Origin of the sequence: Vibrio sp. MA40-2 (genome assembly GCF_047302445.1) — a bacterium.
Lineage (GTDB): Bacteria > Pseudomonadota > Gammaproteobacteria > Enterobacterales > Vibrionaceae > Vibrio.
Genome location: NZ_CP178627.1, coordinates 1153144 through 1166340 on the forward strand (window position 1 = coordinate 1153144; position 13197 = coordinate 1166340).

Consider the following 13197-nt stretch of genomic DNA (forward strand, 5'->3'; position numbering starts at 1 on the left):
ATCAAAGTTGAGTTATTACATTAGCACCCACTTAGTTTAACTAGTAGTGATATTTGTCACATATATTGAAGTGTTATGTTCTCTTAATATTCTAAATATATAAAAAACATATCAGTTTTGTTGGGTTTATAAAGTGACCAGTTTATATTTTTGTTTACTGATTTAGTGTATGTATAAATTTTATTTTATTTATAATACAATGATATACATGAAAATTGTTGATCATTTTCAATGCTGTTTCTATTTTGTGTTTTGTTTGTTTTATTCAATGAAAAATAAATTATATTTTTTGTGATCAATATCTCTTATTTATTAAATGTGATTCTTGTCACTATTATATGTTCAGTTGTTGTTACTATTTATTGTAAAAATAATAGTTGGATATAAAGAGATGAAAACAAAAAAAATACTTATTAATTTAAAGCGCTTTGATGTGAGCCGTTCAGTCGGTGGAGTATGTGATGACACCGATCCTGCTAATTGGATTGAGAACGTTATCGACCAAATTATCACTTTAAATCTTATTAATATTCCTTACTTAGAACTCAGTTTATTCGTGCCAGACGCATTGTTAAAAATAGCGACAAACAAACTTAATACTTATGATCAAGATAGTGTAAATAAGTTATCTATTGGCGTGCAAAGTTGCCATTCACAAGATGTCTCTATTGGCGGAAATTTTGGTGCCTTCACCACATTTAATTTGGCATCGACACAAAAAACGTTGGGTGGAGTAGCTAATATTATTGGTCATTGCGAGGAAAGGCGTTTTTATAATCAGGTTTTGCAAGACTATTTTTCTGAGTTAGATAACCAATCTATTGATTTAACTCGTGCCGCAAAAGTGGTGAGTAATATGATCAATCAGAAAATACAATGTGCTCTTGCTAACGGAATGCAAACAACGGTTTGTATAGGAGAAACCTCAGAAGAGCGAGGGGTAGGTACAGAACAACACCAAGTTGAGAATGCTAAACAAATTCTAAAAACACAACTTATTAGTAGTTTAGCCGGAATATCTGCCTCTGATATTGAACAAAATATCACTGTGGCATATGAGCCAGTATGGGCGATTGGACCGGGAAAAACGCCTCCAGGTAAAGAATACATACAAGATATATCTTTATTTATCAAACATATTGTCAAGCAACATTTTTCTGCACAAGTGGATGTGGTGTACGGTGGCGGGCTGAAAAACGAAAATGCGGCGATGTTGGCGAGTATTCCTTCACTGGATGGTGGTTTGATCGCGCTTACTAATTTCACTGCTCCTATTGGGTTTCAAACGGATGAGTTGGCCAAGATATTAACTACTTATAAAGGTGCACTTTAGTTTAGTCACAAATAAATGTAACCAGTTATCGTTGATCATAGCGCTATTTGAAAAGTGTCAGCATCCTCAATAACGAATGTTGTTTGAGGATGCTACTGGTTAGTTTATTGAGCAATCCAAAGCTTTGATGCGTTATCAACCGATGTCATCAACATGGTGTTTTTATCTATCATATCGATTTTTCGCACTTGTAACATATCAATGAGAAACAGTTCTTTTAGCTTTTCGACATTATCATGTTGAATATAATCTTCACTTATTGATGATACGTCATGAATTTCTCCAGCCTCTAAAAAAAGATAACGTTCATCGTATTTCCAACGACCAACGTTAGATATTTCAATTGTGAAAATAATATTATTATTTTCGTCGTAAGCTTCAATAAAAGAGTTTTGAATATAGGACTTATCTTTAAGATACTTGAAGTCACTCACCACGGATGTGGTATACAGCTTATCTAAACCCAGCGATGCTTGATCATAATACTCGCTTGGTACCATAAAACTCATATTAGAATGCCACGTTTTCGAGGTCAAAATAGATTGATCAAATTTATTAGAGTAATGAAAAATAGCAAAAATAATAATTAGGACAAATAGTCCCCAGAAAATTAAAAATTTATTTTTTAACATTAGTAAACCTCGTATCACAAAATGACTGCATATCTACATTTTTTGAAATTAAGGTATAGCTAATACTTCTGCTTAAATATTTATCTATCATGTTAATGACCAACTCATTTCTAGAAGTACTTGATACTGTCACTTTATCGATAGTACTAGACGGTAAATCGCTGTTTAATAGTTGAGTAACACAATGCTTTATTTCAGGTTGAAGATTGTAAGTATTGTCGAACGGATTTAATACATAAATATTTATATTATTTATGATGTCAACCTGTTGTAATTTAACATATTTTTTTTGTGCTAGTTTGGTTGGAAACAAAAAAGCAAAGGTAAGTACTAATCCTGCAACTATCAACAGCAATATGATATTTTTTATATTGAAGAATTTTTTCTGCCTTTTATTAGTTGTATCACTGGTCTCGTTGGTGTTATCTAATTTTTCGATATTTTCTATAGTTGCGCTTTTTTCTTCATTTTTGACTTCATTGTCAATGTGATCTTCAAGTTCAAGTTTTTTGCTGTTGGCAATAAATTGGTAACCATGCTTAGGAATTGTCTTAATATATGCAGGGTCTTTTGCTGAATCTTTAAGCACTTTTCTCAGTGTGGATATAGCTTGAATAACACTTGACTCGTCTACGTGAAAACCATTGTCTGTCCAAACGAGTTGATGTATTTGATCTCGACTTAATATCTGGTTAGGCCTTTCAATAAAAGCCAATAAGATATTGCTTTCGTTACTTCCTAGCCAGGTTGTATTGTTACTCCCACCGCTAATGGTAAGAGATTTAGCACTCGCATCGAAAATATATTTATCGTTAAGAAAATACTTATTCTCGGAAAACATCAACACTCCCTTAAGTTTCATATGGCCCAATTAACAGTAAGTTATCGCTGTTTTATATCAGACTTTCTATTCTTTAATTTCGAGTAGTATATTCTGATTAACATCGATTTCAATCATTATTGTACGGCTGTACAATAAAATAGATATACTATTGTTTTATAACATATATATTGGCATTTCTATTTAGAATAATTAGTAATCTATGTTATTGATTATATTGTCAATTAATCGGTATGCCAAAATTAACTCTCGGTTGATTCGGGTAAAGCGAAGAGTGTTGATTGGACTAAAGGCGAGTTGGTGGACAAAATCAGCCGTCTATTGACGGCTGATTTTACCGATAGAATGGATTGTGACGCTACACGTTTATTGTCGTGCTTTATGCTTTGCCTTGATTCTCTAAATACAGTACCGTTGCGGCGACACGTGATTTCACACTGAGTTTTTTCAGTAAGCTTTTTATATGAACTTTTACTGTTGCTTCAGAAATAAATAACCTATCTGCGATCTGTCTATTACTAAAACCTCGAGCCACTTCAACTAGAATTTCTCGTTCTCTGTCGGTTAGTTTACTAAACATGTCTTCACTTACTGATTTATCTCTCAGTACTTCAAGTACATATTCGTTGTAAGCACTGCCAGTGATCATGGCTTGTTTTAATAAATGCACCAGTTCATCCGGTTCTGTATCCTTGAGTAAATAACCATCGGCACCAGCATCGACGAGAGCTCGAATATCTTGTTTGTTATCCGATACAGTTAATACGATTATGGTAGACGTAACGCCTTCGTCGCGTAAAACTTTGAGTGTATCAAGCCCGGACATCCCCTTCATATTTAGATCAAGTAAGATAAGATCAGGTTCTGTGCGGCATGCTGTTGCTACGGCATCTGCACCATTACTCGCTTCAGCGATTACAGTAAATTCATCTTCAAAAGAGAGCAGCTGACTCACTCCTCTTCTCATTAATGGGTGGTCATCGACTAATAATACATTCCAGTTTGACATTTGTTTTCCTAATTTACATCTGTAATGGGAAAAATAGTTGTACAGTACAACCTTCACCCGGCTTACTAATTACTTTGAGATCACCGTTTAAACGTTCTGCCCGTTCTGACATTATCGTTAATCCGTAGTGATTTATTTTCTCAACATTTGTGCAGAATCCACTTCCATTATCGACAACACTGATATTCACCATACGATCTTGTTGATGGCAATTAACCTTAATTATTGAGGCGTTAGCGTGTTTCATCGCATTTAGTACAGCCTCTCGTATTAGTTGAATTACGTGTACTTGATGGTTTGCACGTAACGAAATTGATGCGAGAGTATTATCCAATATTACCTCAGCGCTAGTCTGTTCTTCTAGTGGTTTAAGCAATTCATGGAGAGCTTCGCCTAAGTTTGCTTTGCCGATAGTTAACCTAAAAGTACTCAGTAACTCGCGTAATTGAGTGTAAGTTGCGCTGAGTTGTTTATCAATTTCCTTCGCGGTTACCGCTGCCTGTCCCATATCTGGCTTAGCAATACTTCGATTGAGTAGAGTGGTTTGAATTTTAAGATAAGACAGAGATTGAGCAATCGAATCATGCAGTTCTCGGGCGATAGTCGCTCTTTCTTCCATCAGTAGTAACTGCTGTGTCTGTTTTTGGGTATCGTTATAATAGATACCACGAGATAAAATTTTGGCCACATTAGTGATCAGCTCTTTATCTGGGCATGGGAGGGTAAACTGCCATTCGAGTCGACCCATAACATCATGATCTAGCTTTAGTGGTTCTGAATGCCAATTAGATTGATCCGGTTTTCCGACTTGAAGTTCCCATTCAGCATGTGTTTCTTCTACCACCAAACGTACTGCTGTGATGCCTTCTGTCGCATGTAAATAAGATAAGATAGTTTTAAAATTTTGTTCACCAAGGTGACTGCTTGAGAGTTCTTGTTGACAACCATACAGGACTTCGAGCGAATTTTTTGCATGTTCTAGACGATGTGTCTTCTCTGCAATGGTTTTTTCTAGCCCAGTATAATGTTTCTCTAATTCGGTGGCCATGCCATTGAATGCATTTGCTAATACGCCGAGTTCATTTTGACTTTTTATATGTACTTTACAGTTAAAATTTCCTGACTGAACTTCCTTACTTGCGGTCATCAATTTACGCAATGGTTTAACAATTTTTCTATGAGAAAAATAAATGACATAAGAAACGACCATCAATATAAATATAAATACTAACCCATAAGTAATAAATAATATTTGTAATTTTAACTGGGAAAATTCTTGTAGTTCATAAACAAAAATATCTATTTGATTAACATATGAAGCTACTTCATCTAAATATATAAACTTATCTTCAGATAATAATGCGGGCTGCAATTCTTGCCAACGACTGAGTAATAATTGGTAGTTTTCTACTAGTGAAGATGGCGTTAACCAATTCTCGATTGCTCGTAAAGTAGGCGCATTGAGTGAGCGCTCATAGTTGACAATGTGGTCGTGAAAAAGTGTCGATTGTGTCTCGATATCAAAAGCCAAACGATAACTTTGCATTCGCAGCGAGCCAGCGATATTTATTGCTTCTGCATCATCTAAATTTGAGTAAAGCGCATACAAAGTGATGACCGTTGTGACAACAGAGAGAAAGAGAATGATGATCATTGCTCTTGCAATAGTTTTCGTAACAGAAACGTGAGTGCGTTGCAATTATTCCTCTCCTGTAAAATTTGCCAATAGAATTAAGTATTGTGTGAACTAAAGCGATAATAAATATTGATCTGGCGCAAGTCCACTAGCTAATTACCTCTTTGTGGGTATTTATTAGCTTACCCCAAATCTTAGACTAAAGTTATATCTAATAAAGTTAAATATTAATTATTAATGGTTATTTAGTTAATCGTTGTTAATAGAAGCATAAATAAAATTATCATGGGTTGTAATGATATCGAATCTTATTGAGGAAAATTTTGGTTGATTTAGCACGGCGTAGGCTGTTTAACCGAGGACCGAAAAAACATTTAGATACTGTTGCCCCTCAGCGTATGCCATGGCTGATTAGTGAGTCAGAGTTTATTGCTGATTGTAGCCGATGTAATAAGTGTATCGATGTTTGCGAAACGTCGATTATTGTCAAAGGTGATGGCGGATTTCCAGAAGTGAATTTTGCTTTGGGTGAATGTTCGTTTTGCGAAAAATGTGCCGATATATGTCCAGAACCTTTATTTATACCGCGTTCTGAACCCCTTACACCGCGCTCTGAACCTGCATGGCAGCAAGTCGCTAGAATTGATGAAAAATGTCTGTCGGCGAAAGGTGTTGAATGTCGTGTTTGTGGTGAAAACTGTGAATATTCCGCGATTAAGTTTCGTTTGCAAGTGGGCGGTAGTGCAAAACCAATATTGAATGAAATAGATTGTACTGGCTGCGGAGGATGCATAAAACCTTGCCCTGTTGATGCGATTGATATTTACAAAACATCAGACAGTACTGATTAGACAGTCATTACAATTGAGTAAACAGTTATCAGTATTGATCAAGTAATCATCATTACTGAGTAAATAAAAAATTGAAATAGGATGAAGCAATGAGTTATCACGTGAGCAGCTTAGCGGTACATGCCGCAGCTGACCAACTTGAAGCAGTGAAGGCTTTGATCGAAGAGATGCCAGGGACAGAAGTACCAGGAACAAGTGAAGTGGGCAAGTTAGTGGTTGTTATTGAAGGTGATAGCCGTGACAGCTTAGCTGAGCGTTTTGATAAAATTAAACTATTGCCGGGGGTGCTTGCAGCAACTCTGGTTTTCCATCAAATGGATGAACAAGTAGAGCTTGACTGAGGAAGCAAAAATGAGTGTCAGTAGACGAAGTTTCTTGAAGGCAAATGCAGCGGTTGCTGCGGCATCGATAACGGGAGTGGTACTTCCTACATCGATTGCTCAAGCTGCCGGTAAAGATAATGAAGTACATTGGGATAAAGCACCATGTCGTTTCTGTGGTACAGGTTGTAGTGTTTTAGTCGGTACCCAGAATGGCCGAGTAGTAGCATCACAAGGTGACCCAGATGCCCCGGTAAACCGCGGTTTAAACTGCATTAAAGGGTATTTTTTACCTAAAATAATGTACGGACGTGACCGTTTGACTCAACCGTTATTACGTAAAACCGATGGTGTTTACGATAAAGAAGGTGAATTTACCCCAGTAAGTTGGGATGAAGCTTTTGATGTAATGGCGGATAAATTCAAAAAAACCTTGAAAGAAAAAGGCCCAACAGCGGTTGGTATGTTTGGCTCTGGCCAATGGACAGTGTGGGAAGGTTACGCTGCAGCAAAACTGTATAAAGCCGGTTTCCGTTCAAATAACATCGACCCTAACGCCCGTCACTGTATGGCGTCTGCGGTTGTTGGTTTTGCCCGTACATTTGGTATGGATGAACCAATGGGGTGTTATGATGATTTAGAGTATGCCGATGCCTTTGTTCTTTGGGGCTCAAATATGGCAGAAATGCACCCTATCCTTTGGTCTCGTTTGACTGACCGTCGTCTGTCTGATGATAACGTCCGAGTAGCGGTTCTTTCTACTTATGAACACCGTTCTTATGAGTTAGCAGATAACCCTATTATCTTTACCCCACAGACCGATTTGGCTATTTTGAATTATATTGCTCACTATATTATTTCCAATAATAAAGTGAACCAAGATTTCATGGATAAGCACGTTAATATCCGTGAAGGTGTTACCGATATTGGTTATGGTTTAAGACCGACGCATCCGCTTGAGCAGTCTGCTAAAAATGCGGGCAGTGGAAAATCTACCCCAATGGACTTTGACTCGTATGCTAAGTTTGTTGCGGAATATGATGCGGAAACAGTCTCTGAGTTGTCTGGTGTGCCGGTCGACCAATTAGAAGAATTGGCGGAAATGTACGCCGATCCTAAAGTGAAAGTGGTCTCTTACTGGACAATGGGCTTTAACCAACATACTCGTGGTGTATGGGCTAATAACTTGGTTTACAACATTCATTTGTTGACGGGTAAAATCTCGAAACCAGGCTGCGGACCATTTTCATTAACCGGTCAACCTTCAGCATGTGGTACGGCACGTGAAGTGGGCACTTTCGCTCACCGTCTCCCTGCTGATATGGTGGTGACTAACCCGAAACACCGTGAAATGTGTGAAACAAAGTGGAAAGTTCCAGCGGGTACTATCCCACCTAAACCAGGCTACCACGCTATTCTGCAAGACCGTATGTTGAAAGACCGTAAGCTGAATGCTTACTGGGTTCAGTGTAATAACAACATGCAAGCTGGGCCAAACATTAACGAAGAGCGCTATCCTGGCTATCGTGATCCAGCTAACTTCATTGTGGTTTCTGATCCATACCCAACCGTAACAGCAATGGCAGGTGACCTTATTCTTCCTACCGCAATGTGGGTAGAAAAAGAAGGCGCGTATGGTAATGCCGAACGTCGTACTCAGTTTTGGCGTCAGCAAGTAACGGCTCCAGGTGAAGCTAAATCCGATGTATGGCAAGTAATGGAGTTCTCTAAACGCTTTACCGTTGAAGAAGTTTGGCCACAAGAGTTAATTGATAAGATGCCTGAATTGGCAGGTAAAACTCTTTTCCAAGTGCTATTTGAAAATGGTGAAGTGAATAAATTCAGCGTTGATGAACTTGCCGAAGGGCAACTAAACGATGAGTCTCGTGATTTTGGCTTCTATGTGCAAAAAGGTTTGTTCGAAGAATATGCTTACTTTGGCCGTGGTCATGCACACGATCTGGCACCGTTTGATATGTACCATAAAGCGCGTGGTCTTCGTTGGCCTGTAGTGGATGGTAAAGAAACATTGTGGCGTTATGTGGAAGGTTACGATCCTTATGTAAATGAAGGTGAAGAGTTCTCGTTCTACGGAAAACCGGACAAAAAAGCGGTTATTTTCGCTTTGCCTTATGAGCCAGCAGCAGAATCTCCAGATGATGAATACGACTTATGGTTGTGTACCGGTCGTGTGCTAGAGCATTGGCATACAGGGTCTATGACTCGTCGTGTTCCTGAACTGTACCGTGCTTTCCCTGATGCGGTTGTTTATATGCATCCATTGGACGCGAAGAAACGAGGATTACGTCGTGGAGACGCTATTACCATCGCTTCTCGTCGTGGTGAAGTTACGAGCCATGTTGAAACACGCGGACGTAACAAAGTCCCTCAAGGCCTGGTATTTATGCCGTTCTTTGATGCCAGTCAGTTGACCAACAAGCTAACACTTGATGCAACCGATCCGTTATCAAAAGAAACGGATTATAAAAAATGCGCAGTTAAGATCGGCAAAGCTTAATTGCGGTCATGGAGCAGTAAAGAATGAAAATCTTACATTCTTTACCATCGGCGAGTAGAAGACGTTTCATGCGAGATGCGCTTCGAACCGCGGTTGGAGTTGGCGCTGCAACAACCGTGCTTGGGTTGCAGACCACACAAAGTAAAGCGAGTGGATCGGGTGTGCCTATTCGGCCACCGGGTGCTTTAGCCGAACCTGAGTTTTTAAACTCATGTTTACGTTGTGGTTTGTGTGTTCAAGCTTGCCCTTATGACACCTTGAAACTGGCGACCATGTTGTCGCCAGTCGCAACCGGGACGCCTTATTTCACCGCGAGAAATATACCGTGTGAAATGTGTGAAGATATTCCGTGTGTTGTTGAGTGCCCAAGTGGTGCACTTGATAAAGGGCTAACCGATATAGCCAAAGCTAAAATGGGAACGGCAGTTCTTATTGACCATGAAACCTGTTTGAACTGGCAAGGGTTACGCTGCGACGTTTGTTATCGCGTGTGCCCATTGATTGATGAAGCCATTACATTGGAGCCAATACGTAATCATCGTACTGGTGTTCACGCGAGTTTTATCCCAACCGTTGTATCTGACAAATGTACCGGTTGTGGTAAATGTGAGCAAGCCTGTGTTCTGGAAGAAACCGCAATCAAAATTGTCCCAATTGCATTGGCGAAAGGTGAGTTAGGTCATCACTATCGCCTGGGTTGGGAAGAGAAAGCCAATCATGGTGGAGAAAGCCTGATTCCTGAACAGTTTGATTTACCTAACCGTAAGCCGCTAGGCAATCCAGATGGCATTAAGCCCGACGGACCTGCGGATAAAGGAGGCTTATAGTGGTAGTCAAACAAAGAAGTGTTAAGAATCTGGCGAAAGACGCAGGTAAAGAGGCAACAAATAAACTCGGTTGGTGGCGTGCTAATCGGTTTTTAATCTTGCGTCGAGTGTGTCAACTTTCGGTTATCGGTTTGTTTGTTATGGGACCAACGTGGGGCATTTTAGAAGGTAATTTATCTTCGAGTGTGTTTTTCGGCGTAATTCCATTGTCCGACCCATTATTGCTGCTTCAGACCATTGCAACCGGTTATTGGCCCGAAACTACCGCTATTCTTGGTGGGATTATCGTGGCTGGGTTTTATGCCATTGCAGGCCCAAGAATGTTCTGTGGTTGGATATGTCCTATGAATATGGTGACAGATTTTGCCGCATGGCTGAGAAGAAAAACAGGGCTAAAAGCAAGTTATCAATGGCCGTCGTCATTACGTTATTGGTTACTTGCTGCCATCCTAATTGGTAGTGCTATATCAGGCACTCTGTTATGGACATGGTTAGACCCCGTATCCGCTTTACACCGAGGCATTATTTTTGGTTTCGGTGCGGGTGCAGTCTTAATACTGTTGGTCTTTCTCATCGACTTGCTGCTCGTTGAGCATGCGTGGTGTGGTCATTTGTGCCCGTTGGGAGCGACATACGGTGTGATTGGCCGTTTTAGTTTGTTACGAGTGTCTGCAACTAACCGAGAGCAATGCAATAACTGTATGGATTGTTACAACGTTTGTCCTGAACCAAAAATATTAAGACAACCGTTAAAAGAGGGCGACAGGAAGATCATGAGTCAAGATTGTATTTCATGCGGTCGATGTATTGATGTCTGTGCTGAGAAAGTATTCGAATTTAGAATGAGAACTGGAGCTAAATATGAAGAGTAAGTTTGTCGTGTCTGCAATGCTGGCGGCTTTAGTAAGTACGGTAGCATTCGCCGAAGTGACATCACTTCGCGGCGATCAGGGTATAAGTGATAATAATGAAGTGGCAACGATCAAACAGTTGCCCAAAAAACAGGATAAGTTGGCATTAGATTATGTAAATCAACCGCCGCTTATTCCACACTCAACCGTTCAAGTACAACTAAATGTCAGCAACAATGGTTGTCTAGAGTGTCATGACGTGAGTACTTATCGTAAGACAGGTGCACCACGAGTGAGCCCAACGCACTACATGGACCGTGATAACAAAATATTGACCGAAGTAGCACCTCGTCGTTATTTCTGTTTACAGTGTCATGTGACTCAAGTTGATGCGAAACCTCTGGTTGATAATGATTTCAAACCAGTAGGTAAATTCGGCCAGTAGGGGGCGTTATGGGAATGATTAAACGCTTTTGGGCGTGGTTTACTAAGCCAAGTCGCTTAGCTATTGGCACATTACTAACGGTTGGTTTTATCGCAGGTATTGTTTTCTGGGGTGGTTTTAACACCGGTATGGAGATGTCAAACAGAGAAGAGTTCTGTATTGGCTGCCATGAAATGGAAGATAATGTGTACGAAGAGTATGTAGGAACCATCCACTATTCTAACCGCTCTGGTGTGCGGGCCACCTGCCCCGATTGCCATGTTCCAAAAGAGTGGGTGCCTAAAATGATCCGTAAAATCCAAGCGAGTAAAGAGTTATACGGGAAAGTATTTGGCATCGTTGATACACGCAAAAAATTTGAAGACCATCGCTTTGAAATGGCCACGCGTGAATGGGCTCGAATGAAGGCTAATGATTCACAAGAGTGTCGTAACTGCCACAATTTTGAATACATGGATTATGTAGAGCAAAAACCAGTGGCGGCAAAAATACATAGCGTCGCAGAAGATCAGGGTCAAACTTGTATCGATTGCCACAAAGGTATTGCTCATCAATTACCTAAAGGGCATACGATCTCTAAAGAGTTTTAATTCCTCTACTGGCAGTGAATGTCATTGCCAGTGAATTAGATTTGGTGATCATTTACTCTCAATTTTAGTTTACAAGCGCTCACTCAGTTGAGCGCTTGTAAACTAGTTGTTAACTTAAACCATTCGCTAATCTGAACCCTGTTTGAATTGTTGTCATTTACAAACAGAGTTCATCGCACAAGATGATTATTGGCACTGTTTAAGGCTGTTGATCATAGCCATTAGTAAATCACTGTATTGGTTTTTACCTACAGCAATGTTGGCACCTAGCGGATCCATTGTTCCGATAGTTGTTACGCTAGAATCTTCAAAAACCGTTTTAACCAATTGTGGGTTAAATTGCGGTTCAGTAAACACACATGTCACTCCTAACTTTTTAACTGTTTCGCGTATTTCTGAAATTCGAGCTGGGCTCGGGTCAGAAGCATCAGAAATTGAAATTGCACCAGATGCGAGAAGTTGGAAGCGTTGTTCGAAGTACTGATAGGCATCATGAAATACAATGAAATTGATGTCTTGTAACGACTTTGCCTGTTGTTGAATATCATTGCTCAGCAGTTGTAAGCGATCTATCGCTAGTTTAGCGTTGTTTTGATACGCATCTGCATGCTCACTGTCCGCTTCAGCTAATGTGTTTGCGATGGTTTTTACCCAAACTATTGCGTTTTGAGGGTCTAACCATACATGTGGATCGTGCCCTTCGTGATGATGTTCGTGTTCATCATGGTGCTCCGCATGTTCTTCATGATGTTCATGCTCACTTTCATCGTGATGTTCATGTTCACCTTTATCGTGGTGATCCTCATGGTGCTCATCCTGCTCGTGTTCAGCGTGGTGTTCATGTGCTTCGAATGTCGCCCCTTCACGGAAATCATAAAGCGTAACACCATCGCTTTCCATCATCTCAATTTTAGTTGCCGATCCAGCTAAACTAGATAAAGGTTTTTCCAACCAAGGAGTTAATCCTTCTCCAATCCAAAAAACAACATCTGCCTCCGATAGCGCTTTTGCTTCCGAAGGACGCAACGAGTATTCATGCGGAGAAGATTCTGGACGGATCAGTAAATCAGGTGTTCCAACACCATCCATTACTTGAGTGACGAGTGAATGTAGTGGTGCAATATCAACGGCGACCTGTGGTACTTGGGCGTAAACTTGTGAGGCTGAAGCCAAACTAACGAAAACACCAGTAATCGTTTTTTTGAGCATGATTTTCTCCTGATAGTGTCTTATTTACAGCAAATATGAACAGTAGTAATTGTAATTGTTATGTTATAACATATCTATCAATCGAGTATCTAGTAATAATTTTGGTTTAAAATAAGCCAGTTATAGCGAAAAAAT

The 13197-nt window shown here is 39.8% G+C and carries 13 protein-coding genes; 8 read left to right on the forward strand and 5 right to left on the reverse strand.

The features are described from left to right. The first annotated feature begins 391 nt into the window (after nucleotides 1-391). On the forward strand, nucleotides 392-1333 hold the full coding sequence (locus ACLKML_RS05070; protein WP_413282638.1) for a triose-phosphate isomerase: 942 nt from the start codon (nucleotides 392-394) through the stop codon (nucleotides 1331-1333). Between the two features lie 104 nt (nucleotides 1334-1437). Here the strand turns inward: ACLKML_RS05070 and ACLKML_RS05075 are convergent, their stop codons facing one another. The 4 genes from ACLKML_RS05075 to narQ all read right to left on the reverse strand — a co-directional run bounded on the left by ACLKML_RS05075 (nucleotide 1438) and on the right by narQ (nucleotide 5514). Next, nucleotides 1438-1965 (reverse strand): regulatory protein ToxS, encoded by a 528-nt coding sequence (locus ACLKML_RS05075; protein ID WP_413282639.1) that lies wholly within the window; start codon nucleotides 1963-1965, stop codon nucleotides 1438-1440. After that, on the reverse strand, nucleotides 1952-2806 hold the full coding sequence (locus ACLKML_RS05080) for a winged helix-turn-helix domain-containing protein (RefSeq protein ID WP_413282640.1): 855 nt from the start codon (nucleotides 2804-2806) through the stop codon (nucleotides 1952-1954). Before ACLKML_RS05080 ends, ACLKML_RS05075 begins: the two co-directional genes overlap by 14 nt. Before the next feature lie 379 nt (nucleotides 2807-3185). Continuing rightward, nucleotides 3186-3815, reverse strand: coding sequence for a response regulator (locus tag ACLKML_RS05085; RefSeq protein WP_413282641.1), 630 nt, complete (start codon nucleotides 3813-3815; stop codon nucleotides 3186-3188). A 13-nt stretch (nucleotides 3816-3828) separates the two neighbouring features. After that, a complete protein-coding gene (gene narQ, locus ACLKML_RS05090; protein WP_413282642.1) occupies nucleotides 3829-5514 on the reverse strand; it encodes a nitrate/nitrite two-component system sensor histidine kinase NarQ in 1686 nt (561 codons plus the stop codon). Nucleotides 5515-5774: 260 nt separating this feature from the next. On the opposite strand from narQ, the gene napF reads away from it, so the two are divergent. The 7 genes from napF to napC all read left to right on the forward strand — a co-directional run bounded on the left by napF (nucleotide 5775) and on the right by napC (nucleotide 11853). After that, a complete protein-coding gene (gene napF, locus ACLKML_RS05095; RefSeq protein ID WP_413282643.1) occupies nucleotides 5775-6302 on the forward strand; it encodes a ferredoxin-type protein NapF in 528 nt (175 codons plus the stop codon). Between the two features lie 89 nt (nucleotides 6303-6391). After that, nucleotides 6392-6643 carry a chaperone NapD gene (locus tag ACLKML_RS05100; protein WP_317717257.1) on the forward strand — a complete coding sequence of 84 codons (252 nt, stop codon included), beginning with the start codon at nucleotides 6392-6394 and terminating at the stop codon, nucleotides 6641-6643. A gap of 10 nt (nucleotides 6644-6653) precedes the next feature. Continuing rightward, nucleotides 6654-9140, forward strand: a complete 2487-nt coding sequence (gene napA / locus ACLKML_RS05105; RefSeq protein WP_413282644.1) for a nitrate reductase catalytic subunit NapA — start codon at nucleotides 6654-6656, stop codon at nucleotides 9138-9140. Nucleotides 9141-9163: 23 nt separating this feature from the next. Beyond that, nucleotides 9164-9967, forward strand: a complete 804-nt coding sequence (napG, locus tag ACLKML_RS05110) for a ferredoxin-type protein NapG (protein WP_413282645.1) — start codon at nucleotides 9164-9166, stop codon at nucleotides 9965-9967. Then, nucleotides 9967-10839, forward strand: coding sequence for a quinol dehydrogenase ferredoxin subunit NapH (gene napH, locus ACLKML_RS05115; RefSeq protein ID WP_413282646.1), 873 nt, complete (start codon nucleotides 9967-9969; stop codon nucleotides 10837-10839). Before napG ends, napH begins: the two co-directional genes overlap by 1 nt. Next, a complete protein-coding gene (locus ACLKML_RS05120) occupies nucleotides 10829-11263 on the forward strand; it encodes a nitrate reductase cytochrome c-type subunit (RefSeq protein WP_317717253.1) in 435 nt (144 codons plus the stop codon). The genes napH and ACLKML_RS05120 overlap by 11 nt, the downstream gene beginning before the upstream one ends. Nucleotides 11264-11271: 8 nt before the next feature. Next, nucleotides 11272-11853, forward strand: coding sequence for a cytochrome c-type protein NapC (gene napC / locus ACLKML_RS05125; protein ID WP_317717252.1), 582 nt, complete (start codon nucleotides 11272-11274; stop codon nucleotides 11851-11853). Between the two features lie 186 nt (nucleotides 11854-12039). Here the strand turns inward: napC and ACLKML_RS05130 are convergent, their stop codons facing one another. After that, complete coding sequence (locus tag ACLKML_RS05130) at nucleotides 12040-13062, reverse strand: zinc ABC transporter substrate-binding protein (protein WP_413282647.1); 1023 nt, start codon at nucleotides 13060-13062, stop codon at nucleotides 12040-12042. Nucleotides 13063-13197: the final 135 nt, after the last annotated feature.